29 protein-coding genes and 1 pseudogene are annotated in these 26,940 nt (G+C 53.6%); 8 read left to right on the top strand and 22 right to left on the bottom strand.

The genetic code is table 11. The features are described 5' to 3' along the window. Positions 1–119: 119 nt before the first annotated feature. From rpoH to ftsY, 4 genes are all read right to left on the bottom strand, one after another. Entirely contained in the window at positions 120–977 is an 858-nt protein-coding gene (gene rpoH / locus VFA_RS02460; protein ID WP_038150731.1) for an RNA polymerase sigma factor RpoH, read from the bottom strand. A 164-nt stretch (positions 978–1,141) separates the two neighbouring features. Continuing rightward, positions 1,142–2,110, bottom strand: coding sequence for a permease-like cell division protein FtsX (ftsX, locus tag VFA_RS02455; RefSeq protein ID WP_004724412.1), 969 nt, complete (start codon positions 2,108–2,110; stop codon positions 1,142–1,144). Beyond that, complete coding sequence (gene ftsE, locus VFA_RS02450) at positions 2,100–2,774, bottom strand: cell division ATP-binding protein FtsE (RefSeq protein ID WP_004724409.1); 675 nt, start codon at positions 2,772–2,774, stop codon at positions 2,100–2,102. Before ftsE ends, ftsX begins: the two co-directional genes overlap by 11 nt. Before the next feature lie 72 nt (positions 2,775–2,846). After that, on the bottom strand, positions 2,847–4,064 hold the full coding sequence (ftsY, locus tag VFA_RS02445; RefSeq protein WP_004724407.1) for a signal recognition particle-docking protein FtsY: 1,218 nt from the start codon (positions 4,062–4,064) through the stop codon (positions 2,847–2,849). A 286-nt stretch (positions 4,065–4,350) separates the two neighbouring features. On the opposite strand from ftsY, the gene rsmD reads away from it, so the two are divergent. After that, on the top strand, positions 4,351–4,950 hold the full coding sequence (gene rsmD / locus VFA_RS02440; RefSeq protein ID WP_004724406.1) for a 16S rRNA (guanine(966)-N(2))-methyltransferase RsmD: 600 nt from the start codon (positions 4,351–4,353) through the stop codon (positions 4,948–4,950). After that, the gene (locus VFA_RS02435; RefSeq protein ID WP_004724405.1) at positions 4,947–5,213 is read left to right on the top strand and encodes a DUF1145 domain-containing protein; all 267 of its coding nucleotides are present in this window, start codon (positions 4,947–4,949) and stop codon (positions 5,211–5,213) included. The genes rsmD and VFA_RS02435 overlap by 4 nt, the downstream gene beginning before the upstream one ends. Positions 5,214–5,237: 24 nt before the next feature. Here VFA_RS02435 and VFA_RS02430 read toward each other — a convergent pair whose 3' ends face one another. The 4 genes from VFA_RS02430 to VFA_RS02415 all read right to left on the bottom strand — a co-directional run bounded on the left by VFA_RS02430 (position 5,238) and on the right by VFA_RS02415 (position 8,120). Further along, positions 5,238–5,825 carry a YhgN family NAAT transporter gene (locus tag VFA_RS02430; protein WP_004724403.1) on the bottom strand — a complete coding sequence of 196 codons (588 nt, stop codon included), beginning with the start codon at positions 5,823–5,825 and terminating at the stop codon, positions 5,238–5,240. A gap of 97 nt (positions 5,826–5,922) precedes the next feature. After that, complete coding sequence (locus tag VFA_RS02425; protein ID WP_004724402.1) at positions 5,923–6,159, bottom strand: YecH family metal-binding protein; 237 nt, start codon at positions 6,157–6,159, stop codon at positions 5,923–5,925. 67 nt (positions 6,160–6,226) lie between these two features. Further along, positions 6,227–6,856, bottom strand: coding sequence for a lysoplasmalogenase (locus tag VFA_RS02420; RefSeq protein ID WP_004724399.1), 630 nt, complete (start codon positions 6,854–6,856; stop codon positions 6,227–6,229). A gap of 895 nt (positions 6,857–7,751) precedes the next feature. Continuing rightward, positions 7,752–8,120, bottom strand: a complete 369-nt coding sequence (locus VFA_RS02415) for a hypothetical protein (protein WP_004724398.1) — start codon at positions 8,118–8,120, stop codon at positions 7,752–7,754. 232 nt (positions 8,121–8,352) lie between these two features. Between VFA_RS02415 and VFA_RS02410 the strand changes: the two genes are divergently transcribed. Further along, on the top strand, positions 8,353–8,682 hold the full coding sequence (locus VFA_RS02410; RefSeq protein WP_004724395.1) for a DUF2500 domain-containing protein: 330 nt from the start codon (positions 8,353–8,355) through the stop codon (positions 8,680–8,682). Here the strand turns inward: VFA_RS02410 and VFA_RS02405 are convergent. Next, positions 8,679–9,692 (bottom strand): acyltransferase, encoded by a 1,014-nt coding sequence (locus VFA_RS02405; protein ID WP_038150728.1) that lies wholly within the window; start codon positions 9,690–9,692, stop codon positions 8,679–8,681. The two genes, VFA_RS02410 and VFA_RS02405, sit on opposite strands and share 4 nt — an antisense overlap. A 230-nt stretch (positions 9,693–9,922) precedes the next feature. Here VFA_RS02405 and VFA_RS02400 point away from each other — a divergent pair, with 230 nt between their 5' ends. Further along, a complete protein-coding gene (locus VFA_RS02400; RefSeq protein ID WP_004724392.1) occupies positions 9,923–10,393 on the top strand; it encodes a Dps family protein in 471 nt (156 codons plus the stop codon). Positions 10,394–10,436: 43 nt separating this feature from the next. Here VFA_RS02400 and arsJ read toward each other — a convergent pair whose 3' ends face one another. The 6 genes from arsJ to rhtB all read right to left on the bottom strand — a co-directional run bounded on the left by arsJ (position 10,437) and on the right by rhtB (position 15,525). After that, positions 10,437–11,663: an organoarsenical effux MFS transporter ArsJ gene (arsJ, locus tag VFA_RS02395; protein WP_038150726.1), complete on the bottom strand. Its 1,227-nt coding sequence runs from the start codon at positions 11,661–11,663 to the stop codon at positions 10,437–10,439. Positions 11,664–11,711: 48 nt separating this feature from the next. Further along, on the bottom strand, positions 11,712–12,209 hold the full coding sequence (locus tag VFA_RS02390) for a cyclin-dependent kinase inhibitor 3 family protein (protein WP_004724389.1): 498 nt from the start codon (positions 12,207–12,209) through the stop codon (positions 11,712–11,714). After that, complete coding sequence (locus VFA_RS02385; RefSeq protein ID WP_004724387.1) at positions 12,206–13,210, bottom strand: ArsJ-associated glyceraldehyde-3-phosphate dehydrogenase; 1,005 nt, start codon at positions 13,208–13,210, stop codon at positions 12,206–12,208. Before VFA_RS02385 ends, VFA_RS02390 begins: the two co-directional genes overlap by 4 nt. 10 nt (positions 13,211–13,220) lie before the next feature. Next, complete coding sequence (locus tag VFA_RS02380) at positions 13,221–13,556, bottom strand: metalloregulator ArsR/SmtB family transcription factor (RefSeq protein WP_004724386.1); 336 nt, start codon at positions 13,554–13,556, stop codon at positions 13,221–13,223. A 91-nt stretch (positions 13,557–13,647) separates the two neighbouring features. Then, a complete protein-coding gene (locus VFA_RS02375) occupies positions 13,648–14,874 on the bottom strand; it encodes an EAL and HDOD domain-containing protein (protein WP_004724383.1) in 1,227 nt (408 codons plus the stop codon). A gap of 33 nt (positions 14,875–14,907) precedes the next feature. Next, on the bottom strand, positions 14,908–15,525 hold the full coding sequence (rhtB, locus tag VFA_RS02370; protein WP_004724382.1) for a homoserine/homoserine lactone efflux protein: 618 nt from the start codon (positions 15,523–15,525) through the stop codon (positions 14,908–14,910). An 84-nt stretch (positions 15,526–15,609) separates the two neighbouring features. Between rhtB and VFA_RS02365 the strand changes: the two genes are divergently transcribed. Continuing rightward, positions 15,610–16,590 carry an alpha/beta fold hydrolase gene (locus VFA_RS02365; RefSeq protein WP_004724380.1) on the top strand — a complete coding sequence of 327 codons (981 nt, stop codon included), beginning with the start codon at positions 15,610–15,612 and terminating at the stop codon, positions 16,588–16,590. 114 nt (positions 16,591–16,704) lie between these two features. After that, positions 16,705–17,532 carry a Cof-type HAD-IIB family hydrolase gene (locus VFA_RS02360; protein WP_004724378.1) on the top strand — a complete coding sequence of 276 codons (828 nt, stop codon included), beginning with the start codon at positions 16,705–16,707 and terminating at the stop codon, positions 17,530–17,532. A 119-nt stretch (positions 17,533–17,651) separates the two neighbouring features. Here the strand turns inward: VFA_RS02360 and VFA_RS24195 are convergent. Next, a pseudogene (locus tag VFA_RS24195) lies at positions 17,652–17,729 on the bottom strand (EVE domain-containing protein); the annotation flags it as partial. Positions 17,730–17,770: 41 nt separating this feature from the next. Here VFA_RS24195 and VFA_RS02355 point away from each other — a divergent pair. Both VFA_RS02355 and VFA_RS02350 read left to right on the top strand, forming a co-directional pair. Beyond that, the gene (locus VFA_RS02355; RefSeq protein WP_004724377.1) at positions 17,771–19,300 is read left to right on the top strand and encodes a COG3650 family protein; all 1,530 of its coding nucleotides are present in this window, start codon (positions 17,771–17,773) and stop codon (positions 19,298–19,300) included. Then, positions 19,297–19,893, top strand: a complete 597-nt coding sequence (locus VFA_RS02350) for a tRNA-uridine aminocarboxypropyltransferase (protein ID WP_167498025.1) — start codon at positions 19,297–19,299, stop codon at positions 19,891–19,893. Before VFA_RS02355 ends, VFA_RS02350 begins: the two co-directional genes overlap by 4 nt. Positions 19,894–19,912: 19 nt before the next feature. Here the strand turns inward: VFA_RS02350 and VFA_RS02345 are convergent, their stop codons facing one another. The 6 genes from VFA_RS02345 to lysA form a co-directional block, all read right to left on the bottom strand. Continuing rightward, on the bottom strand, positions 19,913–22,396 hold the full coding sequence (locus VFA_RS02345; RefSeq protein ID WP_038150724.1) for a bifunctional diguanylate cyclase/phosphodiesterase: 2,484 nt from the start codon (positions 22,394–22,396) through the stop codon (positions 19,913–19,915). A 107-nt stretch (positions 22,397–22,503) separates the two neighbouring features. Then, positions 22,504–23,223, bottom strand: coding sequence for a 5-amino-6-(5-phospho-D-ribitylamino)uracil phosphatase YigB (yigB, locus tag VFA_RS02340; protein WP_004724370.1), 720 nt, complete (start codon positions 23,221–23,223; stop codon positions 22,504–22,506). A 3-nt stretch (positions 23,224–23,226) separates the two neighbouring features. Beyond that, on the bottom strand, positions 23,227–24,156 hold the full coding sequence (gene xerC / locus VFA_RS02335; protein ID WP_004724367.1) for a tyrosine recombinase XerC: 930 nt from the start codon (positions 24,154–24,156) through the stop codon (positions 23,227–23,229). Next, positions 24,128–24,832, bottom strand: coding sequence for a DUF484 family protein (locus VFA_RS02330; protein WP_004724364.1), 705 nt, complete (start codon positions 24,830–24,832; stop codon positions 24,128–24,130). The genes xerC and VFA_RS02330 overlap by 29 nt, the downstream gene beginning before the upstream one ends. Before the next feature lie 12 nt (positions 24,833–24,844). Further along, a complete protein-coding gene (gene dapF / locus VFA_RS02325) occupies positions 24,845–25,675 on the bottom strand; it encodes a diaminopimelate epimerase (protein ID WP_004724363.1) in 831 nt (276 codons plus the stop codon). A gap of 11 nt (positions 25,676–25,686) precedes the next feature. Further along, positions 25,687–26,940, bottom strand: coding sequence for a diaminopimelate decarboxylase (gene lysA, locus VFA_RS02320; RefSeq protein WP_004724360.1), 1,254 nt, complete (start codon positions 26,938–26,940; stop codon positions 25,687–25,689).

Genomic DNA, 26,940 nt, shown 5'->3' with positions numbered 1-26,940 from the left:
TTCACAGAGTTATCCACAGAAGCGACTTGACTTCGGATCGCCCCTGTCGATCAAGCATAAAAAAACCGAGATCCAGAGATCTCGGTTTTTCATCAATACGTCAGACTTACGGAGGGTGGTTAGAATTCGCCAACCGCGTCTTTCAGTTTCTTCATCGCATTCTTTTCTAGCTGACGAATACGCTCAGCAGAGACGTTGTACATTTCAGCCAACTCTTGCAGCGTGGCTTTCTGGTCGTCTAACCAACGTGAACGCACAATGTGTTGGCTACGTTCATCCAAACTCGACAGCGCAAGCGCCAAGCGTTGGTTGGTGTGCGCTTCCCAGTTCTGGGCTTCGACGTTTTCCGCTAAATCCGATTGCTTGTCTTCCAAGTACAACACCGGCGCGGTATACGCGTTCGGGTTGTCGTCATCGTCGTTCGACATTTCAAACGTCGCATCTTGGGCGGCCAAGCGCGATTCCATTTCACGCACTTCGGACGGTTCAACGCCCAGCTCGCGTGCCACGGTTTCGACCTCGCCGTTATTGAACCAACCCAGACGCTTTTTCGATTTACGCAGGTTGAAGAACAACTTACGTTGCGCCTTGGTGGTGGCAATTTTCACGATGCGCCAGTTACGCAGCACGTACTCGTGAATTTCTGCTTTGATCCAGTGCACCGCAAAAGACACCAGTCGTACACCCACCTCTGGGTTGAAGCGTTTCACCGCTTTCATCAAACCGATATTGCCTTCCTGCACCAGATCGGCCATTGGCAGACCGTAGCCGGAGTACCCACGAGCAACATGAACAACAAATCGAAGGTGCGACAGGATCAACCCTTTCGCGGCTTCAATATCACCTGAGTAATGTAATCGCTCAGCCATTTCACGCTCTTCTTCAGCGGTCAGCATAGGGTAGCTGTTCACTGAACGGATGTAGCTGTCTAAGCTGTCCTGTGAAACGAGAGCCATTGGATACGCTTGGTTAGTCATTCAAATCCTCATCAATCTCTGATCTGGAGTAAGTTTTAACCCATCAATCTTGAACCCAAAATGAACAGGTTTCAAGACTCGATTGGTCATTATGCACAAACTGTCGGTGGTGACAAGTCACGCCGCCACGCGGATTGAGCACTGTGGGTTAAGACCCACAACGCTTACACAGGTTCAATTTCTTTTAAATGTCGACGCGCGGAGACGCGTGCCGCAATGCAGCCTAAAAATGTGCCCAACATCAGCAGCAACAGTGATTCATCCCAGCCAAGGCCAATCAAACGAAAACGGCTGTCGTACAACTTCGCCAACTCTTCGACAGCGCCATTGAGTAGCACCGTGATGAGTGCCGTCAGCAACCATGCCGCCAACGCCCCCAACAACCCAAACCACATGCCCGAATACAAGTACGGACGCAGAATGTAGCTGTCGGTCGCACCAATCAGCTTCATGGTTTGAATTTCATCTTTATTGGCCTGCACATTAAAGCGCAGCGTGTTGCCGACAATCAGAAACACCGAGGCCAGCATCAGCAGCGATAAACTCACCACCACCACACTGGCCAAGTTGCGAATCGCATCCAACCGCGCCAGCCAATCTTCGTCGAGGCGCACATCGGTGACGTCCTCTTCGCCTTGAATGGCGCGCGCAATCGCTTTGATCTGCTCTTTGTCGTCAATGCCCGGGCTAATCACCAACACCCCCGGCAGTGCATATTCATCCAGCAAGCTGATCGCTTGGTCAAATCCGGCGTACTGGCTTAAATCGTCCAGCCCTTGTTGGGGCGAAATGTAATCGACCACCGCCACATCGCTGCGACTTTCAATCTGGTCTTTGAGCACCATGATCCGCGGCTCCGGCGTGCCCTCTTTCATATACACACTGATTTGCGACGGGCTGGCCACGTTGTCGGCCACCGACGCGATATTTTTACTCAGCAAGTACATGCAGGCCGGCAGAGACAATGCCATCGAAATCACCGCCAGCGTCAACACATTGCCCAGCGGGCGCTGCCACAAGGCCGAAAACGATGCCTTGGCCTGCTTGATGTGCATGGTGAGGAAGCCGTCCGTTTTTGCCCGCTTGTTGTCGCGCGCTTTAGCTGGCTTCTTGGCGTTGGGTTTAATGGCCATAATCTTCGACCTCACTCAAAAATCCCTGATTCAGTTCCATGTGACGGTACTGCGGACGCGAGTTGACTAAATTGATGTCGTGCGTCGCCAGCAAAATACTCACGCCCGCCCGGTTAAACTCTTCAAACAGGCGCAAAATGCGATTCGACAATTCTGGGTCGAGGTTTCCGGTCGGTTCGTCAGCCAGCAGCAGTGTGGGGCGATTGACCACCGCACGCGCGATGCCGACTCGCTGTTGCTCACCACCAGAAAGTTGCGTGGGCAAACAGCGGGCTTTGTCCAGCAAACCGGTTTTATCTAGTGCTGCCGATACACGACGTTTGATGTCGTTTTCTGAAATCGATTCGATGCGCATCGGCAACGCCACATTTTCAAATACCGTGCGATCCATCAGCAAACGATGATCTTGGAACACGATGCCGATGTTGCGGCGCAGAAAAGGAATGTCTTTGGCGGGAATTCGCGTGATGTCGTGACCATTGAAGCTGATCTTGCCATCGGTCGGACGTTCAATTGCACAAATGAGTTTCAGCAGCGTACTTTTCCCCGCCCCGGAGTGACCGCCTAAAAAGGCCATTTCGCCACGGCGCAAATGAAAGTCGACTTTTTGTAGTGCTTGGCGTCCGCCGCGGTAGGCTTTACTGACTTGTTGGAACTTGATCACGTATCCTTCCCCTGTTGACCGTTAACCCCAGCCAGACGCAATACGATACGTCTGGCTGTGTGGCAGATTCAATTACTCGTCGCGACTAAACAGCGCGTCGATAAATTCCTGCGTTGCAAATGGACGCAGATCGTCAATGCCTTCACCGACACCGATGTAACGAATTGGAATTTGGAACTGATCGGCAATCGCAAAAATCACGCCGCCTTTGGCGGTGCCATCGAGTTTGGTCAGCGTGATCCCGGTCAGCGGCGCCACGTCGCTAAACAGCTTCGCTTGGCTGATGGCATTCTGGCCGGTACCCGCATCAAGCGTCAGCATGATTTCGTGCGGCGCTGAATCGTCGATCTTCTTCATCACGCGCACGATTTTGCGCAGCTCTTCCATCAGGTTCGCTTTATTTTGCAAACGGCCAGCGGTATCGGCGATCACCACATCCACACCACGCGCTTTTGCCGCTTCAATCGCATCGTAAATCACCGAAGCACTATCGGCGCCCGTGTGCTGCGCAATCACAGGGACGTTGTTGCGCTCGCCCCAAATTTGCAGTTGCTCGACCGCTGCGGCGCGGAACGTATCACCCGCCGCCAGCATCACTTTCTTGCCTTCGGCTTGGAACTGTTTAGCCAGCTTACCGATGGTGGTGGTTTTACCCACACCGTTCACGCCCACCATCAGGATCACGAATGGCGTTTTACTGCTATCGATCACCAGCGGCTGCTCAACTGTCGACAGAATCTCGGCCATCTCGTCTTTGAGCACACCATACAAGGCTTCGCCGTCACGCAGTTGCTGACGCGATGATTTTTCGGTCAGGCTGGCGATGATTTTGAGTGTGGTGTCCATCCCGACATCGGCCACCAACAGTTGTTCTTCCAACTCTTCAAACAAGTCGTCGTCAATTTTCTTGCCTTTAAACAAGCCAAAGAAACCGGCGCCGATGTTGGCTTTGGTGCGACTTAGGCTACGTTTCAGGCGCGCAAAAAAGCTTTCGGTGGGTTTTTCTTGTTCTTGCACACGTTCCGGCTGCGTGGTGGCTGGTATTACTTCGTCAACCGCGACCTCGGTTGCAACGTCTGTTTCTGCTTCTGCTTCTGCTTCTGCTTCTGCTTCTGCTTCTGCTTCTGCTTCTGCTTCTGCTTCTGCTAAGGCAGTCTCGGGTTCCGCGACAGGCTCTTCAACCGGGTTCTGTTGTTCGTCTTGTTCTGTATCGGTTGTTGGTTTCTGGCTCTGTTCTTCATCACCAAAGCCAAGCCATGACAGTAAGCCACGCTTCTTCTTTTCCGTCATCTGGGGATATCCTGGATTGATTTAACTCACACACCGAAGCCGATTGCGCCCTGCACGCCGTTGAGCAAGCGAGGGATGAACCATAAGGCCACATCAACGGGACTTGGGTGTGTCTTCTTTTCTTAAAGAATTATCGCTTTTGCACAAAGAATAATGACAAAGCAGTGAAAACTTTTACGCTTGCTTGATACACTTTGCCATAATTTTGAATGCCAAACTTCTGTTCGCCCGGCGAAAAGGCGCACAGACTGGCTATAGTAACACTTAATTAGCGGTCAAAAAATCTATGCTAAGACGTCGTCAGCAAAACCCATCACAAAAACGCGCACCCAGCGGTCAGGTTCGCATCATCAGCGGCCTGTGGCGAGGACGCAAACTACCCGTGCACGATGCAGAAGGCTTGCGCCCAACCACCGATCGCGTCAAAGAAACGCTGTTTAACTGGCTCGCCCAAGACATTCCGCACGCCAAGTGCCTCGACCTATTTGCCGGCTCTGGCGGTTTAGGTTTTGAAGCGGCGTCACGTCAGGCCGAGAAGGTCACCATGCTGGAGATGAACCCGCAAGCTTTTGCGCAACTCAAAACCAACATCGCCGCACTCAAAGCCAGCACCATTGAAGCCATCAACACCGATACACTCGCCTACCTCAACCAACCGGGCCAAGGCTACGATGTGGTGTTTATCGACCCGCCGTTCCGTCAAGGTTTGTTACAACAAACGGTGCAGTTATTGGAGCAAAACGGGTGGCTTGCGCCCAACGCCATGATTTATATTGAGAGCGAAAAAGAACTGCCCCTGACCGAGCTACCAGAACACTGGCAACTGTATCGCGAGAAAATTGCGGGTCAGGTGTGTTACCGACTGTTTGAAAGGACATCCGAATGAAAATTCTGCTGGCGTTAGCCAAAGCTGCCATCGCGTTCGTCTGGTTGATACTGCTGATCAACATCGTGATGCCATTTCCGGGCAAAGCGGCGATCGCGCTGTACATCATGACCGCCTTCCTGTTTTTTATGCACGGTTTGCAGATGCTGATCTTCGTTGGCGCGTTTGGTGACAAAATCAAAATGAGTGGCTGGGAGAAATGGTCCATTTTGATTTTTGGTATCTTTGCGTTGCTCGATATTCGCCGCAAACACATGATGTAAAAAAACCGCCGAATGGCGGTTTTTTTACATCCCTACGTAACTCTTAATGCCGTTGAGCAGCATCTGCGTCGACATCATCACCAACAGCAGTCCCATCAGGCGCTCGACCGCTTTAAGGCCGCGCTCTCCGAGCACTTTGTGGAAGAAGCCATAGAACATCAAAATCAGGAACGTGCCCGCCCAAGCGAGAATCACCGCCGCCGACAGCTCCAGTAAGTTGTCTGGGTATTGCGTGGACAAGAGCAGCAACGCGGCAATCACAGACGGACCGGCGATCATCGGAATCGCCATCGGCACGATAAACGGTTCTTCCCCCGCAGCAAGGCCGGTGATGCTGCCAGCGCTGGGGAAAATCATCTTGATGGCGATAATAAACAGAATGATACCGCCGGAAATGCTTAAGGTTTCTGGCTGCACATGCAGGAAGCTGAGTATCGATTGACCGGCAAACAGAAACAGCATCAGAATCACCAGCGCAAAACAGAGCTCGCGAACCAACACTTTACGACGACGTTTGGGATCCAAGTGTTTCAGAATGGACAACACCACGGGCAAGTTGCCCAGCGGGTCCATGATCAGAAACAGCATGGTCGCAGCCGATAAAATCTCCATAACACCTCAATACCACAGCAAAAATTTTGCGCAGTATATCAGCGTCACTTATGGATTTCGATGTGTATTACGGTGAAAAATGCGCCGTTTCCGGCCATTAATGCTGGCACACACGCGCTTGGTTGAGATGCCAGAGACCGTCCTCAATCACCACTTTGCGTTTATCTTGAAAGAAGGTCAGCAAGCTGTCCAAATCCAACCCGCTGAGTTTGCAGGTATGGAAACGTGCGTTGGCACCAAATTCGCGGCACACCACGTCACGCAGCGCGCTTTCGGTCATTGGGGTTTGTTTGATCAGGTGAAGGACTTGATGAGCATGAATGTCCGGTGTCATGAGCGTTCTCGCTTGGGTAGAAAAAATCAACTGTACCCAACGGAGTGCCGCTTGGCTTTGACGTAGCTCAGGGCAACAGCACAACCGAGGCCACAATCAGCCCTTGCGCCAACAAATAGCTACCAGAAATCAGGTACTGACCCAACGGCAAGGGGTGCCGATAGTCATGGATGGCCAGCAGCAACGCCGACAACATCAACACCAAGCTGCCCACAAACCCAGCCAGTGAAGCATCGGAAGGCAGCTTCAACCACACTTCCCCCGCCGCCCAAGCCATCTGCAACAGCATGATGCCCATGATCGTCACCGGGAAAATCAGCGTATCGAGCTGCGGCAGCAGCAGGAAAAAGGCCACAATGCTGGTGGCAATCAGCAATGCAGGTAGCCACCAGACGATGGCCCCGGAGATTTGTACCCAGAACGCTTTGCTGTAAAACAGCTGCGACAGCAAAAAGGCGCCAAAACAGAGTTTCGGCCGCCATTGCAATAGGTGCAGCGCATCGGCCAGCAACGCCGCGCACAAGCCCACAGCGACCCACACGACCGGCGCTGAAGCAGCCGCAGCATGTGTCACGGTGATATAGAGAAGCAGGGCTAAACTCGTCACTTTAAACACTAACGCGTGCGTGAGTTTGTTGTTTTCAAACGCAGAAATGCTGATAAGTCCCGATACCGCGACAGAAATCCAGCTCCACATGCCTCTACCTCTTTAGAAATCTGCCGCCAGTGTAGGCATGTGACATTCGATGTCCAGAACCAAGCGGCAAAAGTTGGATCTTGATTGCGATTCAACCGCAAACTGTGGGGCTGTTTAAAACTGTCACCCATCATGGCCTGTTTACCTTTTCATCAACAAACCCAGAAAAAACACGCCAGCCTAGCCACACGATAAAAAACAACGTTTTCAATAACAAAACCCAAAGAAAACCGCATAAAACACAAAGTCCCACCCCAAAAAATTAAAAACCAAAATAAATACAAATCAAACAGTTAAATAAAAACAACCCCTCAAATCCCGCCAGCTATCCTGCAATGCAAAAACAAAACTATTGAGGAAGTTTACACTCAGAAACAACTGGACCAACCACCAAAAGATGAGATTAATTCTCATCTATAAAAATAATTTTCTTAAAAATTGAGAATTCACCTAAAAATCACCTCCATCACACCGCTAACTAGCAAAAACCGGACAAAAGCAATCATGAAACATCAAATTAACCTTTATAAAAACAATAAATTCAACATCTTATAAAACCTAAAGATTATTTTAAACTCACAATGATTAATTGATAAACGCACCAAAACCACACATTTAACTCACCATTTTAGGGCTGATAGCCAGATATAGAATGCCATTTTTAACCATTTTAGAAAGATGGTCTTGATCAAGCCGTTAAACTAGTGCTATTCTAAATTCACTGAAGGAAACAAATTTAAAGGAGCAGTGTTATGATTTCTTCATCTCAGAAACAAGGACTAGTAATGATCGCAGTAATCGTTGGTTTGATGACACTGCCGATGATGTACTAAGCATCTGTTAAACAACAAAAAAGGACGCCAAGGCGTCCTTTTTTTCGTACTCAATATTGTGCTTACTGCAGATGTTGCGATAACTCTTCCCAATGAATGTAATACACCACCATCGCCGCCAAGGTCATCAGCAGCATTAACATCACCGCCACTCGCCAAATAAATCGGCCACTGCGTGGGGTTAGCTCTTTTTCACACTCCAAACAGACCGCCAGAAAGGCTTTTCGATCGTCTAATTGGTAATGCTCCTGTTGCGTGACATCCCCACCAATGCTGGCGACATAGCGCAGCTTGGCTAACACATCATGCGGCAGACGATCAGCACAGCTGTTGATCAGCGCTTCAAGTGAGTCCCCTTGGGCGTGATATTGCATGCGTAGCAATGTCTCTAGCCTGCGCGTTTGCATCATTACTTGTTCACTATCGGACATGACCGCCTCCCTTGCTCATCCACTCAGTTTTTGTCGTTCTTGTTAACAGAGTCTTACTCCATAGATAGGGGTGAGAAAAGCTCACTTCTAGCTTAGCCTTCAATCCTAGTATGAAAGTGTGATACCTGCCGAAAAACTCATCTCTATTACTGTGCATCACGCGGGTTATTTCGTCAAAGTGCTCGTAAAATCAGATTATTAGAATGTCATTGCTACCAAAAAGGAGGCGTGAATGCCGGGTGTATTTTGGATTGCGTTAGGCGGATTGATTGCCGTCGGGCTGTGGTTGTTTTCTCGTTTCTATCGTCGGCACATACACGGGGAGAACGCGCCGGAGCGCCACGTGCAAGTCACCGTGTTAGACAAGCAAAGCATTGATATCCCTCACCCATTACCGGGACAAGATGACCGAGAATACTGGGTTTACGTCCAAAAAGGTCAATGGGGGCCAAAACGGGAGTTTCAGGTTGGCATTCACTATTTCCACGCGCTGAATCCCGGCGACCGCGGCACACTCACCTACCGCGGCACCGACTTTATTCATTTTGCCCTGCAACGTTAGGGCAATAACCAACGGGTTTTCGCGCTGCGTGAGACCAACCAGCTCACGCCCAACGACGCCGCACCGCTCAACACGATCCACATGGGGATCACCCACCCCGGGTGTCCCTGATGCCAACCGTAGGCTTTCATCGGCCACAAGAAGATGGGGTGCAGTAGGTAAATCCCCAAGCTGTGCTGACTGATGAACGCCACCACCGTTTGCGCTCGTGGCGACAGATGATCAGCCCACGCACGGCAGAGAATAAACACCATGCTGGCTGCCAAAATGGTATTGAGCGTTTTGTACGACAACCAGCGCTCGACGATGTAGCTCTGATATTGCAGGCTCACCGAAACCACCGAAGTCACCGTGACGTACAATGCACCGCCCCCCAGCAGCAGCGCTGCCATCACCACCCAGCGGTTGTTGGGCACTTTCTGATACAGCAAATAGCCGAGCAACAAGTAGCCACTGTAGAGCCACAGTTCCAGATTCCACACGCCATCGATGTAAAACAGGAACAGCGTCGCGGTCAGCATCCACACTGCCACCCACGCACAAATCGCCAGTGTATCGACCCGCTTCACCAGCCACTGGAACAGCGGAATGACAAAATAAAGCGGAATGAAGTAATAGAAAAAGCCCAGATGGTAATAGGTTTCGTGCTGCGGGCTGTGTTTGAGTGTCTCAAGCGCGATTTGGCCATCAAACCCGCTCGCACTCCACCCAGAGAGATACGCATAGAACAGCGACCAAATCATGAAAGGCACCAGCACCTTGCCTAAGCGACGTCGCAGATAATAATGGAGATCAAAAGGACGCGGGTCGCTCAGCATCAACGCACCGGAAATCAGAATAAACACAGGCACCGCCCAGCGACTGAGGCCATTGACCGTGACTGCGGTCAGCCACTCCGACAAAGGAATCGTGCCCAATTCCTGCCGATAGGGCGCCAACACATGAATGCCGATCACGGCCACCGCCGCGACACAGCGCAACATATCAAAAAAGATTATTCGTTTCGTCATCACTCACGCTCATCAAACACCGAAACCTCACTATAGAACGATTGGTAGCCAAAGTGTAAACCAGCGGTCAACGATGGGTTAACTCGCGCAAACTTTTTGATTTTGATAGCTAATACCTATTACAGCGATGCACACAATCGAATATAGGTCTACAAAGTACAGGGTTATTATGCTTGCAACGATTTCACAGAAATCCATTTAATTTTTCGATTACTAAGAAGGTGAGTGTTATGACTACTAATCTAATCGGCCTGGACCGCAACCAAAGCCAACAACTTGCTCAGTCACTCAACCGCCTACTGGCCAACTACCAGGTGTTCTACATGAACACTCGCGGTTACCATTGGAATATCAAAGGTAAAGAGTTCTTTGAGCTACACGCTAAATTTGAAGAGATCTACACCGATCTGCAACTCAAAATCGATGAACTGGCTGAACGTATTCTGACCTTGGGCCACCAACCACTGCACAGTTTTAGCAGCTACTTGGAAAGCACCGAGATCAAAGAGCACACCAACGCGACCGACGGTCAGAGCACCATGAACGGTTTGGTGAACGGGTTTAGCGCCCTGATCACGCAGCAACGTACCATTGCAGAACTTGCCGGTGAAGCGGGCGACGAAGGCACCGCTGCGCTCATGAGCGACTATATTCGTGAACAAGAAAAACTGGTGTGGATGCTGAATGCATGGCTGCAATAAGCCATTCCGCGTCACATCGCCCCCCATCAAGCCACAAGCCCGTTTAACGGGCTTGTGATGACAGTTTCGGTAATCCGAGCGAAATAAGGCTGGTCAGCATGAGGAAGCCCAAAGACACCCAGAGACATGCGGCCAGCCCCCCCACCTGAAATAGATAACCTGATAAGATCGTCCCGATTAAACGCCCCATCGCGTTTGCCATGTAGTAAAACCCCACATCGAGCGACACGCCATCGCCCTTGGCATAACTGACGATCAAATACGAATGCAGGGATGAGTTGACCGCAAACACCGCGCCAAACAGCATCAAGCCCATGGTAATGACCCATTGAGGGTGCCAGTTCAGCGTGACACCGAGCGCCACCCCCGCAGTCACCACACTCAGCATCACCGCCCAGCGCAATGCCGCATGACCATCTGGCAATTTACCCTGCGCTTTACCCGTCATGCGCGGCGCAAAACCTTGCACCACGCCATAACCAATGACCCACAACGCCAGAAATCCGCCCACCCAGATGTGATCCCAGCCAAACACCGTGCCGAGATAAACCGGCAGTGCAACCACAAACCACACATCGCGCGCGCCAAACAAAAACAGACGCGCCGCCGAAAGAATGTTCACCGACCGAGATTTGGAGAATATTTCCGAGAACTTAGGCTTGGCTTTGGCTTTGCCAAGATCAGCACTCAACCAACACAAACTGCCGATGAGCACCAGCACCAGCACTGCCGCCATGCACGCCACCGCAAGCTGAAAACCGAGTGCCGTCAGCAACACGCCACCCAAAAAGAATCCCGCACCTTTGAGGGCGTTTTTCGAGCCGGTTAAAATGGCGACCCAGCGATACAGCGCGCCCTGTTGTTCATCCGGCACCAGCGTTTTGATCGCGCTTTTGGCGCTCATCTTGTTGAGGTCTTTGGCGATGCCGGACAGCGCCTGCGCCGCCATCACCCAAGGAATGGTCAGCCACACGCTGGGCAGCGCCAACATTCCCAACGCAACGATTTGCATCGCCAGCCCGACGTTCATGGTGCGATTGAGCCCCAATCGCGCGCCCAACCAACCCCCGATGAGGTTGGTGACCACGCCAAAGAATTCGTAAAACAGAAACAGCGAGGCGATCGCCAGCGTGTCGTAACCGAGCTGATGGAAATAGAGCACCACCAGCATGCGCAGCGCACCATCCGTCAGCGTGAAGTTCCAGTAGTTGAACGTCACCAGCATGTACTGACGGATCGAGTGGTCTAATTTGGCATAAGTTTTCAACATATTCCGATCCAACATGAGCTTTGGGATCATAATGATCCCAAAGCTCGATTAGCTGATCACACCCGCAACGTGTTCGATGTAACAACGCTGCTCCGCTTTGGTAAACGCGCCCGGACGCAGAGCCTGAATGCGTTCAATACACTGATCCAGCGGCCAGCCGAGGTCGAGTAACACATGCCCGGCCAGCAAACCGGTACGACCCGAGCCCCCCATGCAGTGGATCGCCACTTTGTCGCCGCGTTTAAGCACATTGCGCAGTTGCGGGCTGACGGTGGGCCAGTGCTCCGTAAACAGCGCATCCGGCACACTGTCGTCTTCAATCGGCAGATGAATCCACATCATGCCCAGCGCTTGGGCGGTATAACCGAGTTGCTCGACCTGCTTGGCGGCCATCTCGTCACGCGTGATCGCGCTGACAATCACATGCACGCCTTGCGCTTTCAGTTGCGTCAAGCTGTCAAACAAGCTGACCTCTTTGGTGCCCGGGCACGGCATCAGCACCAACGCCGCTTGCTCGACCGGCAGTTCCCACGTCGGATGCATCATTTCGCCAGCCCCACTTTACGCACCAGTTCAGCGGTGCGAGTCGCGTAACCCATTTCGTTGTCGTACCACGCATAGATTTTCACCATGCGCGTCCCCACCACCATGGTCGACAAAGCATCAACGATGGTCGAACGTGGGTCACCGCGGTAATCAATCGACACCAGCGGTTTTTCTTCGAAACCGAGAATACCTTTCAGCTCACCTTGTGCGGCTTCTTTCAGCAGCGCATTGACTTCTTCGGCGGTGGTATCGCGTTTCACATCAAAAATGATGTCGGTCAGCGACGCATTCGCCAGCGGTACACGCACCGCGTGACCGTTAATTTTGCCCGCCAGTTCTGGGAAAATTTCCACAATCGCCGTCGCGCTGCCAGTGGTGGTTGGGATCAGGCTCATGCCGCACGCTCGGGCACGGCGCAAATCTTTGTGCGGCGCATCCAAAATGGTTTGCGTGTTGGTCAAATCGTGAATGGTGGTGAACGACGACTGCTCAATGCCGAGTTTTTCGTGAATCACTTTCACCACGGGGGCAATGCAGTTGGTGGTGCACGAAGCCGCCGTAACGATGCGATGCTGCGCGGGGTCGAAAATGTGGTCGTTCACCCCAACCACGATGTTGGCAATGCCCGGCTCTTTGACCGGTGCCGACACCACCACTCGCTTGACGCCCTGCGCCAGATACTGGTTCAAGAACGCTGTTTTGCGATGTACGCCCGTGGCTTCAATCACCACATCGCACCCTGACCAGTCCACCGCGCTGATGTCACGCTCCTGAGTGGTGGTGATGCGCGCGTCACCAATCAGCATGGTGTTGCCTTGCGCTTCCACCGCATGATGCCAACGCCCTTGCACTGAATCGAACGCCAGTAGATGCGCCAGTGTTGCCGTATCACCCGCCACATCATTGATGTGCACAAATTCGATATCTGGCCAGTCAAACGCTGCACGCATTGCCAAACGGCCAATGCGGCCAAATCCATTGATTCCGACTTTAATGGTCATGTTTTTCTCCTTAACAGCACGGGCGATCGGCCATGGTCGCCAGTCGCTGACTGTCGACGCCGTATTGTTGTTGCAAACAGTTGGATTGTTTTAATCCATCGATGATTTTATTCAGCCAGCCCGGGAGCTGGTCTGACACTTGGTAATACACCCATTGCCCCTGGCGCTCGTCCACCAGCACACCGCTTTGGCGCAACTGCGCCAGATGGCGTGACACTTTCGGTTGGCTCTCTTGCAGCGCGTGCGTCAGTTCGCACACGCACAGGCGCTTTTCACGCGCAATCAGCAGCAGGCAGCGCATACGCGTTTCATCCGCCAGCAGCTTGAAAAATTGGTGAGGTAGCATTAGCATCTCCAATATATTCACATATACATATATCTTAATTACAAAAAAGCACGCGTCAATGCGCGTGCTTTCACTGTCATAAAAGTTTCATCTACAGCAGGCGATTCACATCCTGACTCCAACGTTGAGCGGCTGCGAGATGGTTGGTGACCTCGTTGACCTGCAACCCCAGTTGCAAGCAGCAGTTTTCCACCCCTTGCCAATCAGCATGCTCAAAACACTCTTCCAGATTGAGCAATTCGCCAAACGGTCCGATGCGCTGATTGAGCGCATCTTTGATCGCTTTGGTCAGCGGCAATTGTTCCACCAACTCGCCGAGTGACGTGTCCAACAAGGCATCGAGCACCGAAAACAGGCCAATGATGAAGGCCTGATCTTTAAACTCGACAAACGGGCGACGCGATGCCATCAACTGACAGAACTGCGCCCGCTGCAACGACAAGTTGTACAGCTCTTTGGGCTTTTTGACCGAGATGTAAGACGCCACCGCCAGCGAGACAAAGATTTTCAGCCGATCTTGCCCAAGATACACCAAGGCTTGGCGAAATGAAGAGATAGGCACCGCGAGGCGATCCGACATGCTGTTGACAAAGCGCAGCAGCTTGTACGACAGCGCGATGTCTTGCGCCACAATGTGTTCAATGCGCTCAAAATCAACGTCGGGGCGGCACACTTCCTGAAACAGTTGCATCGCCAGCACGTGTTCCGGGCTGATGTAGCGCTGTTTGATGATTTGCGGCTTGCTGAAGAAGTAGCCTTGAAAGAAGGTAAACCCGGCGCGGCGCGTTTGATCAAACTGCGCTTCGGTTTCGACCCGTTCCGCCAAAAAGCGGCGACGACTGCCGTGATCGAGGCGTTGACGAACGAATTCGCACGCTTCATCCACCCCCAGCGCCATGATGTCGAGTTTGACAATGTGCACGTACGGCAGGAATCGCTCCCACTCCGGCGCATAGACAAAGTCATCCAGCGCGATCAAGTAACCACGCGCGCCAAGCTCGCGCACCGCTTCAAGCAGTTCATCGGTCGGCGAACAGGTTTCCAGCACCTCCACCACGATCTGCTCTCTGGGCAGTGTCAGCGGCAAGCGGCGCAATAAGCTTTTGTACGGAAAATTAATAAAACAGCGTGAACGGGCAATCGACGGGTTGGTGCCGACGGCCAGAAAATTTTCGACAATCAGTCGATATGTCGCACGATCAGAGTCCATGTGCTCAGGAAACGCATTCTCTTCCCCATCACGAAACAGCAGTTCATATCCTAATGTCTGCCGCTTCGCGTTTAAGATGGGTTGTCGTGCTACATAAGTGGTATACATGTCACCCTCAAACGCATTCGGCGCCGGTGATGATTAGGCTTTGGCCGCTGCCAGCAGCGCACCACAGCCCATAAACATGGTGCCGAATACTCGATTAATTTTACGCATAATGCGATCGGAGCGAATAAAACGCCCCATCTGTGACGCCAACGAGGTGTAGCCCAACATCACAAAGGCATCTATGGTAACGGTTGTGATGCCCAGCACCAAGAGCTGAGTGAGCTGATCCCCTGTTGGATCAAGAAACTGTGGAAATAAAGCCACCAAAAACACAATCGACTTCGGATTGGTCAGATTAATCAGCACCGCTTTACGCAGCAACGTGCCTGCGCGCAGGTTTTGCGTGGCACTCTCTGCCATCAAACTGCTGCGATCGCGCCATTTTTGAATGCCGAGCCACACCAGATACACGGCGCCCACCCATTTGATCAGTGTAAACGCCAGTGCCGATTGTGCCACCAAGGCGCCAATGCCCGCGCCCACCAACACAATGTGAATCGCCAAACCAATTTGCAGCCCCGCAATGGCGGCCAGCGACTTGCGCGTGCCGTAACTCAAACCATTACTGATTGAATTGACGGTGCCGGATCCCGGCGCCAAGCTAAACACAATCGCCGTCGCCACATAAGCCAACCAAACATGCGTATCCATTGCAATTCCTCCCAACTCGCTTATTCTAGCGACCTTAGACAACTAATTTGATACTCACCCATTGTGATGAGTCGAGCCCGTGTTATGACCTCACCTTATACTCAAGAGTCCAACTTTGAGCAAGCAATCCAGCATCAGATTGCCGATTTGTGGCGCACGCGTGATGAAGGGGTTTATCGTGCGTTCGACAAGACCCTACTCTATTGGTGCTCATTAACCAAGCCGGAACACCGCAAAGCCATTGTGGTGGTCAACGGTCGCATCGAATCCGCTTGGAAGTATCAAGAACTCTTTTACGATCTGTTTCAGCAAGGATACGACATTTATGCCTACGACCATCGCGGTCAGGGCTTGTCTGATCGCTTGATTGACGAACGAGAAATGGGTTATGTCGGCGAATTTCACGATTACGTTCAAGACCTCGCCGGATTGCTCGACATGTGGGATCTCAGCCGCTATTCACAGCGTTTTCTTTTGGGCCATTCGATGGGCGGCGCGATCGCCACCCGCTTGGTGCAAACCCATCCGCAACATGGGTTTCACGCCATGGCGCTCAGCGCACCGATGTTTGGCGTGCACATGGCGTGGCAACTGCGTCCGGTGGCGCTACCACTGTCACAAATGCTCACGGCCATTTACCACAAACCGACTTACGCGCCGGGCTACAGCGCGTATTATCCCAAGCCGTTTGAAATCAACCCGCTCACCCACAGCGAAGTGCGCTACCGCTGGTTCCGCGACCTGTACGAAGCCAAACCAGAACTGAAACTGGGCGGCCCCAGCACACGCTGGGTGTGGCAAGGCTTGATGGGCGCCAAACAGTGCATTTTGCTGACGCGCCAAGTGCGGCTGCCCACTTTGGTGATTCAGGCCGAAGCCGACACCATCGTCAGCAACCAAGCGCAAACCCGGTTTGTGACCAAACTGGCACGCACCAACCCGCACAGTGCGATCGAGGTGGTGCTGGGCGCACGGCATGAACTGCTGTTTGAACAAGATCAGTATCGCAATCAAGCGCTGGACGCCGTCCTCAACCACTTTGCGCGCGCCAGCGAGGCTAAATAGAGGAAATTTTGCTGTGGTAGGTTTACCCTCTTTTTCCTCTTTCGCTTCACGTACACTAACCGCTCAGAAACGCGCGAGCATCGCCGCTATTTCACCTGTGACTAAGAGGGTTTTATGACCACTGAACGTAACGCATCGCCATACCGTATTGTGGCTTCCGATCTTGACGGCACACTGCTGGCACCGAATCATCAACTGAGTCCGTTTGCCAAACAGACGCTGCACGATCTGCATCAGAAAGGCTACACGTTCATTTTTGCCACCGGACGCCACCACGTCGACGTGGCGGGCATTCGTGAAATTGCGGGCATTCCGGCTTATATGATCACGTCCAATGGCGCGCGTGTGCACGACCAAAACGGCCGTGAAATGTACAGCAAAAACGTACCACCTCAGCTTGTGCAAGCGATCATCGATGTGGTCAAACACGAACCGGACATTTACGTCCACCTGTACCGCAATGACGAATGGTTGCTCAACCGTGAAGACGAAGTGCTGCGTAACTTCCATGAAGAATCCGGCTTTAGCTACCACCTGTTTGATGTGAATGCGGCCCCGACCGATGGCGTTGCCAAAGTGTTTTTCAGCAATGAAAGTCACGACCACGAGCAACTGGTGCACTACGAAACCCTCATCAACCAACACTTTGGCGATCAGGTGAACGTGGCGTTCTCCACCCCATGGTGTTTAGAAGTGATGTGTGCCGGCGTGTCCAAAGGCGATGCGCTGCAAGCCGTGGCAGAATCGCTCGGCCTGACACTCGACAACTGCATCGCGTTTGGTGATGGCATGAACGATGTGGAAATGCTGTCGATGGCTGGCAAAGGCCTCATCATGGGCACAGCGCACGAGAAAGTGATGCACGCCCTGCCTAACAACGAAGTGATCGGCAGCAACGCCGATGATGCCGTACCGCACTACCTGCAAACGCACCTGATTTAATCTCACGCTTCTTTGCATCGCGTCCCAAGGCAGCCTCGGCTGCCTTTTTGCGCGCTCAGGCACAAGGCGCGCATGCCCTAGCACGCCTTGCCAATAACGAAATCATCAACGTTCGCCGCCCAACAGGAAACCTTTTGTGTTCGCCGCGTGTCAATAGAGGTGGTGTCTGGTTCTGTTTTGAACAGCCAATATGCCATAATTAAACCCGTTTAACGTTCTGTCACGAGGAAGAGATCCCATGAAGGCGCTGAGAACCCCAGCCGCAATCCTGACCACCCTTGCCCTCCAAGCGTGCTCCAGCACACCCGGCCCTCAGCCCACCCCCGCTGAACCGCCGAAAGCCAGCTTGGACCAACCGGCCTCCATTCAACCCCAACCGTTTGTGGTGCGTGGTCAGGTCGTGATCGGCCCGGAAGTGCGCTCGCTCACCCCGTGTGGCAGCAATCAACAACTGCTGCTTGACCTGTCACCCACGCAGGTCAAACAAGCCACCGATTTAGCCCATTCGCCCTATCAAATCATGTACGGCGAAGTGATTGGGCATCTGGCACCGCCCAGCAAGACAGGCTACAACGGCGATTACGCCGCGCGCTTTGTGGTCGACCAAGTGAATATGCTCAGTGCTGAAAACCCACAGCGCTGCAACTTAGCGGCCACGCCAACGCGCGCATTTGGCACCGAACCCTTCTGGTCGATGAACTACACCGCCGATGGCCTGACATTCCAGCCGCTTGGCGGCCCGAAACAGACGTTCGCGATTGACAGCAGCCGGTTGTCGGCCAACCAGCGGGTTTATCGTTTCAAAGATGGCGAACTGAGCCTGACACGCGAAGCGTGCGCGGATGGCATGAGCGACACGCTGTATGGCTGGCGCTCTGAACTGAGCCTCAAAGGCGGCGACTACCAAGGTTGTGCGACCTTGGGCAACAGCGATCCAACGCTGGAGTGGGTTGGCACTTACTTTGCCAGTTCCACCCAAACTACGGGCTTTAGCGTGACCTTAAACCTCGATGCCGATTATATGGCGACCACCCGCTACCACTACAGCAGCGGCGAAGCCGACATTGTCGAACGCGGCTACTGGCAGCAGCTCAATCCGCGTCAAATTCAAGTGGTGATGACCCAACATCAGCAGCAGTATTTGGTGTCGGAACGCGTCTTCACGCGCGAGGGCAGCACGCTCAGCGCCGAGAAAGAGAAAGTCGGCGACGTGGTTTACCCCATTGCCAACGGCGGGCTGGTGCTATTTTCTGCCCGCCAAGCCAGTTCCCCCGCCGCAAGCCCTGCGCCGCTGAGCGATCACCAGATCGCCTCGCGGGACGACTACGAAGAAGATGTCGATCAAGCGCTGCGTCGCTACTTTGCATTGCATCACACCGCACCGGACAACACGCAGTATCGCTGGTTGAAATACGATCTCACCGGTGACAACCAACCAGAACTGCTGGTGCAGTTGGATTGGTGTGGTTCCGGGGGCTGCACGCTGTTGGTGTTCCAGCAGCAGAATCAGGAGTGGCGTTTTAACAGCCGCATTACCTTGGTGCGAACCCCCTTTCAACTCGGTAAGCACAACACGCATGGATGGCAGGATCTGATGCTGCCGGTGAGTGGCGGCGGCGCGCAAGCTGCAACGCACCGTTTGCAATACAACGGCATCAGCTATCCGGTCAATCCGAGTGTGGCCGACGTGGCGCAAAGCGAGGAGATCAGCGGCGTGACCTTATTTGCCGATGGCCTCTCCCCCAAACAAGCGGGCGTGAAACTGTGACACCTTGCCCACACTGCTTGCTGGTTCACCAATGTGTGTGCCAACAGGTGCCCCAGCTGACCAGTGCGCTGCAACTCTCGTTGCTGATGCACGACAACGAACGGTCGCGTGACACCAACACGGGGCGCTGGCTGACGGCCGCCCTGCCCGACTGCCAAGCGTTCAGTTGGAGCCGCGTCGAACCCAACGCGGCGCTCAAGGCACGCATCGCCGATCCAAGCCATTACTCCGTGTTGGTCTATCCGGGCGAGCCGAGCCTCCGTGTAGAAGACGCACTGGCACAAGCACACTCGTTGCATCAGAAGCCGCATTTTATTTTGCTCGACGGCACCTGGCAGGAAGCAAAGAAAATGGAACGCAAAAGCCCGTGGCTTAAGGATTTACCCCGAGTCACCCTCAGTCCGCAACAGCTGTCGCAATACCGCCTGCGACGCAATCAAAGCGACGGGCACCTGTGTACCTTGGAAGTGGGATGTGAACTGCTTCGCGCTCTCGATGAGGCGCCGCAGGCCGATGCCTTGGCGGCGTTTTTTGCGCAGTTTATGGCCATCTTTCAGGCCGATAAGAGTGGCCATCGCTGGCCACATCCTTGATCGTGCGCGGCCGCACGCCTCAACCGAGCCGTTGCGGCGCGCCCAAATGAAAACCTTGTAGGTAATCGACCCCCATCGCTTCACTGATGCGACGCACCTCATCGTTATGCACGAACTCCGCCACGGTTTTGGCATTCAGCACTTGGCACAGTTGCACCAACTGCTGTGCAATGCGGCGCTGTTTGATGTCTTGGTCGATGTTGCGGATCAGGCTGCCATCGAGCTTGATCACCTGCGGTTCCAGTTTGACGATTTCATCAATGTTGGAATATCCCGAGCCAAAGTCATCGACGATGATGCTCGCGCCCAGCGAACGGAAGTGGTTACACACTTCAATCATGTGGCCGTAGTCTTTGATCTGCTCCGTTTCCAACACTTCCAGCCCCACGCGGCTTGGGTCGGGTAACGATTTGATCGCCTCTTCCAAGTTGAGCAGCGTGCGCTCACTCATGAAATCTTGTGGCGCGAGGTTAATCGAAAACGCTTCATGGCGATCGCGCATCAAGTCAAAGGTGCGGTTGATCATTTGGCGACTGAGGCGCGTGTAGAGATGGGTGCCTTCGATGATGGGCAGAAAACGCCCCGGCAGAATAATTTCACCGTCGTCATCGATACGCACCAAGCACTCCAGCGACGCCAGTTCATGGCTGTGCGCTTTGTAGATCGGCTGCGCGTACACCAAAACGTTGTTATCCAACACCGCGCGGCTCACGCACGACAACCATCCCAATCGTTCCTGACGCATCTGCTCTTGCGCGCGCAATTGGCTGGCGTTACAGAAATGACGGTTGTGTTGATGCGCGTGGCGGCGTGCTTCTATGGCGCGCAGCAGCAAATCATCCGGATCTTTGTCCGGGAAATCACGCCGACTGACCAAACCGGCACACAGCGACACCGACACGTAATCCACTTCCGGCAGCCCAAACGGCTCGAAATTGACGTGTTCCAACTGATCAACAAACTGCGAGAAGGTCAGGTGAATAAATGCTTCATCCGCCTCACTGCGAAACAGCGTCGCCCATTCGCCCACCCCGATGGCAAACAGCTCACTGCGGCCGGGCAAATGTTGCTGCAAATAGTGCTGAAAATGGGCGCTGAGATCTTGCAGCAGGCGATCCCCCACCTGATACCCGTACTTTTCATTGATTTGGTTAAAGTTGGTTAACTTGAGCGCCAGCAGATGATGACTTCCCGCCATGCGCAGCAGTTTCTCGCGCAGCACCACGCGGTTGGGTAATCCGGTACGCGGGTCGACGCGATAACTGGCGGTCAGCATGCTGGCTTGGCTTTGAATCTTATAAGCCAGATTGTGGTTCATCTCATCCAAGTCGCTCAGCGAGTTGCGAATCAAACTAAACAGCGGCGCAATCACGTCATGGCGCCCCAGTGAGAAAGGTTCAGCGCGGCGCTCAACCGTGTCCCCTTCGCGCAGTGCCAAGTAGGTCATACTGTGATGCAGCGAACGTTGCAGCGTGCCATCGTGCCACAGCTCCCCCATGCAATAACAGCCTTGGGTCGGTGCGACCGATTGCAGCGGTAATAGCTCTTGGTTCTCTTCGATGAATTCCAAGCGGGACGTGCAGTTGTAGACAAAAATCTGCTCTGGCTGAAATGCACGCAGCTGCTCGGCGCCAAAATAGACCTGTTCTAAGGTCAGGGACGGATGGTCAAAGCAGAAACGCACTTCGTCGCCCACCGACAGCGCTTGATTCAGCACAATCCCCGGTTCATCTTCATACATCGGTACGTAGACATCTTGCTGCTGCAAATCGCCCTTGATGAGCGGAAAGTTGTGCAGCATCTCAAACGGCACATGCTGCCCATCGCCGAGGTAGCGGTTGTACACTTCTTGCACAGGCATGTCATCGAGGCGATACAGCGTCTTGCCGTCGGTCTTGGTGACGCGGAAATGGCGCCCAATCGGGTTCCACTCTGTATACGCCGCATTGCTGGCGTGCAATGTGTCACCGTGCAATGCCACCGCCACCATCGCATCGCGATAGGTTTGCGTCCCCAACAGCACCCAACGGCCGTCGTCACCATCTGAGGCGGCGCCCCCTGCCACCGGCACATTCGGCGCCAAATGGTTGAACGCACCAATGCGTTCAGAGCGCTCCATACTCAGGTACTCGGCAAAACAGAGTATCGCTTGGGTATTGGGCTGCAGCGCCAGCGCGGTGACCAGTGTTTGAGTGTCTCGCACCGGGTTGTTGCTAAAACGGCTGACCGCCGCGCTCACCTTGGCCTCCGCAAACTGCGTCATCAGCAGCAAAGTGCCTTGATGATGAATGTCTCCGTTGTGAATGATCTGCCCGGTGCTCAGCCCCACCAACTGCGCGTCGGGATAGCGCTGAACGATCTGTTCGGCAAACGGGGTAATGTCTTGAGCGGGCAGGCTGGAGAAGACCTGAATGAGTGTCTGGCCCTGCGCAGAAAACTCGAAAGCCGACAGGGCATGGTGTAGCGATTGATGTGCTGGGATAAAAAGAGAGGATGTAAACATGTAATCCAACTAACTCATCATGAGTGACTGGCGATCCAACGAACTGATTACCTTAAAACATACTGACTAAGAAGTTAATTGTTGTGAATGGAAATCACAACGTTGATTCACAGAATCAGTTGATTAAGTTGAGATAGTGTCTGTATTTCAACGTCCGGCAGCAGTTTCATCTGCGGCGTTGCACGTAGGGTGAGACCTTGATCGTTGTACCAGCAGGCTTGAAAACCGCACTGTTTGGCACCTTGCACATCGGTCACCGGGTGGTCACCCACATGCAAAATGGCCTGCGCTGGCAACGCCAGAAAAGCGCGCGCTTTATCAAACATATCGGGATACGGTTTAGCATGGCCATCCGGCCCGGCTTTGAAAACACGTTGAAAATAACGGCTGAGGCCAATTTTTTCGACATCGACATTGCCGTTGGTGATCGCCACCAGCGGCACCTTCGTCGCCAAATAGCTCATCACGCGGTGGGTTTCTTCAGGCACATCAACACAGCTGCGCAGCTGCGTCATTTGGTCGATGGTGTCATTCGCTGCTTGCTCGGCTTGGTGCGGCGCATAGCCGAGCGCCAGCAACCCTTGGCGAATCTGCTCATACCGCCACAAGGTGACATCGTGCGGCAACCATGGGTTGTCTTGCGCGATGCGAAGCTTGAGAGCCTTCCACCACGCCATCGGCTGCGTCGCCGTGATCGGGTGTTCCCGATGCAACCATGCCGCCACTTGCTGCTCCACATGACGAATCACCGGGCGGTTATCGTACAAGGTATCATCCAAATCAAAGGTGAGGGCTTGAATGGGCGGCAAGTTGCGGTAAATCAGCATCGGTTACTCCTTGGCTTTTTTGTGCGCACGCGGATGCGCTTGGTCATACACTTCCGCCAAATGTTGAAAATCCAAATGGGTATAAATTTGCGTGGTGGAGATGTTCTCGTGTCCGAGCAGCTCTTGCACCGCGCGCAGGTTGTTGCTCGATTCCAACATGTGGGTGGCAAACGAGTGGCGCAATTTGTGCGGGCTGATGTGGCTGGCCACCGACTGCTTGTGACCCCATTCCGCCATACGTTTTTGCACGTTGCGGTGCGAGATACGCGCGCCCAGTTGAGAGATAAACAGCGCGGGTTCGTCGCCTTTGAGCAGCGAACTACGCACCTTGAGCCATTTCCCGACCCACTCTTTGGCTTGGCCGGCAAACGGCGCTTTACGCTCTTTGTTACCTTTACCGATAACGCGAATTTCGCCGGCGCTGAGGCTCACATCGCGCACATTGATCGCCACCAGCTCAGCCAAACGCAGGCCTGCGCCGTACATCAGTTCCATCATGGCGCGATCGCGAATCGACAAGGGGTCATCTTCGTTCACTTCCAGCAACTGCGCCATTTCGTCCACATCGAGGTTTTTCGGCAGCGGGCGTTTCTTGCGCGGCGCCGACACCCCTTTGGCTGGGTTGGCATTCAGCTCGCCACGCAGGATCAGAAAATCAAAAAAGCTGCGCAGCGACGACAAGCGAGTCGCCAAACTGCTGGCTTTCATGCCGTCGCGCATGCCTTTACTCGCCAATTGGCGCACCCAACCGGCATCCACTTGCTGCCATTGATTGAGCCCCATGTGGTTGAGGTGCTGCGCCATGGTGGTGAGCTGCTGTTTGTAGTTGCGCTGCGTGTGTAAGCTCAGCCCCTTTTCACTGCGCAAATACTCGTAAAAGCGCTCCAGAGGCCGACCTAAACTGTCAGGCAGAGGGGTGGCTGAGTCGATCATGTTCGTTCACCTGCCAGGGTAAAATCTCAATTAGATGCGACAACACCAGCGCCAGATGACGCAAAAACAGCGTATCCATGCATGGCTGGAAGTGGCCGCCATCGTCACTGGCAAACGCCAGCACGCCCTGCGGGTTGCGTTTGACCAGCGGCAGAATCACGTACGATCCCATCTCCGGTGCCAGATGGTCTTCGCCGAACAGATGATGGCGATCCACCTGACGCAAACGGCCGAGATAGGCGCTTTTGCCATTGAAATGATTGGTTGAAAATCGTTGCCACTGCTCTTTGCTCAGGGCATAACGAGGGTGGTCGTGACCCAAAAGGCGCACATACGCGGTTAAGCCAAGCAACTGCGCTTTGGCTTCAATCGCGCGGCACACTTCGGTCAGCGTGGCACATTGCAGGATCTGCTCCTGCAAGTCCATGAATTCATGAAAGGTGCGATCGTTGTTGGCGGCCAGAGACATCAAGGTGGTGATCTCTTCTTCCAATTCATCAATTCGCTGGCGCTGACGCGCCATTTGAATGTGCACCAGTGACACCGACCCCATCTCCTGATGCGGCAGTGCCAACCGGTCCACCAGATCCGGACGGTGAGAAAAGAAGTCCGGATGGTCTTTGAGATACTCTGCGACCACTTCGGCCGTCAGCGCATCAGCTTCCAGTTGCGACACAACAAATCCTTATTAGCAAGAGAGCTGGCCGTCAAAGACGTGCGTCGCAGGGCCAGTCATGTACAGCGGTTTGCCCGGACCTTGCCAGCTGATTTCCAAATCGCCGCCCGGCAGATGCACGGTGACGGTATCATCAAGCAACCCTTGCACCACGCCCACAGCCACCGCGCCACACGCGCCGCTGCCACAGGCCTGAGTTTCACCCGCGCCGCGTTCGTACACACGCAAGTTCACTTCATTGCGATTGAGCACCTGCATAAAGCCCGCATTCACGCGCTCCGGAAAACGCTCGTGCGATTCCAACAGCGGCCCCAGCGTCTCGACATTGGCAGTCGTTACGTCATCCACCACCGTCACCACGTGCGGATTCCCCATGCTCACCGCGCCGCAGAACAGGGTTTGCTCTTCCACACGCATGATATAGGTCTTTTCCGCTTGCTTGGCACGGAATGGGATTTTGCTCGGCTCAAATTCCGGCACACCCATGTTGACGGTGATCTGATCATCGTCTTCGACAATCAGCACCATTTTGCCTTTTTTGGTGCTGACGCTGATGCTGTATTTGTTGGTCAGGCCTTTCATGCGCACAAAGCGGGCAAAACAGCGCGCGCCGTTGCCACACTGTTCTACTTCGCTGCCATCGGCGTTGAAGATGCGGTAATGAAAGTCGGTCTCTGGATCGTAAGGCGCTTCAACCACCAACAGTTGGTCAAAGCCCACCCCGGTATGACGATCCGCCATACGGCGGATCAACTCAGGGGAAAAGAAAACGTTCTGGGTAATGCAGTCCACGACCATGAAGTCATTACCCAAACCGTGCATTTTAGAAAAATGGAAATGCATAAGTCGTCACTTTACTCCGGCAGAAGGCTCTCAAGGGCCCACAGGCTCGACAGCTCTTCGCGTTGGCGCACCACGTGGGTGGTTCCACCATCGACAATCACTTCCGCCGCACGCGTGCGCGTGTTGTAGTTCGACGACATCGCAAACCCATACGCCCCGGCAGAACGCACTGCCAGCAAATCCCCTTGCTGAAGCACCAGCGAACGGTCTTTGCCCAAGAAGTCACCCGTTTCACACACGGGTCCCACTAAATCATAGGTCAATGCAGCGCCTTCGCGCGGCGACACCGGCACAATATCTTGCCACGCTTGGTACAACGCCGGACGCATTAGGTCATTCATCGCGGCATCAATGATGGCGAAGTTTTTGTGTTCGGTGTGTTTGAGGTACTCAACACGGGTCAGCAGCACGCCAGCGTTAGCCGCAATGGCACGACCCGGTTCAAAAATCAGTTCTAACTCTTGATGATTCGCCAGACGCGACAACAGCGCTTTGGCGTATTCAGAAGGTTGAGGTGGCAATTCATCACGATACACCACGCCCAGGCCGCCCCCCACATCCAGATGTTTGATGTGGATGCCTTCCGCTTTCAGATTGTCAATCAGCGCCAACAAACGATCGGTTGCGTCGATAAATGGTTCAATCGCCGTCAGTTGCGAGCCGATGTGGCAGTCGATGCCATGAATCGAAATATGATCGAGGCGTTGTGCCAAACGGTACACATCCGGCGCACGGTCAAACGCGATACCAAATTTGTTGTCGCGCAGGCCAGTCGAAATATAAGGGTGCGTTTTGGCGTCGACATCCGGATTGATGCGCAGCGAAATTGGGGCTTTGACACCCATCTCGCCCGCCACTTGGTTCAGGCGCTCCAGCTCAGATTCCGACTCCACGTTGAAGCACTTGATCTTCAGCGCCAAGGCGCGTTTCATCTCGGCAGCGGTTTTACCCACACCAGAGAACACTACTTTCGCCGGGTCACCGCCCGCAGCCACGACACGTTCCAGCTCACCCGCTGACACAATATCAAAGCCCGATCCCAAACGCGCCAGTGTGTTGAGCACCCCGAGGTTCGAGTTCGCTTTCACCGCATAACAAACCAGGTGGGGATGATCGCCGACCGATTTGTCAAACGCGTGCCAGTGACGCTCCAGCGTCGCACGGGAATAGACATACAGCGGCGTGCCATAATCCTCAGCCAATTGAGCCAGTGATACGTTTTCCGCCCAAAGTTGGCCATCATCCTGATAATTGAAGTAATCCAA

Origin of the sequence: Vibrio furnissii CIP 102972 (assembly GCF_000176175.1) — a bacterium.
In the GTDB taxonomy this organism is placed as follows: Bacteria; Pseudomonadota; Gammaproteobacteria; order Enterobacterales; family Vibrionaceae; genus Vibrio; species Vibrio furnissii.
The sequence above is the reverse complement of the archived record's forward strand: the minus strand, read 5'-3'. Positions and strand labels throughout refer to the sequence as shown.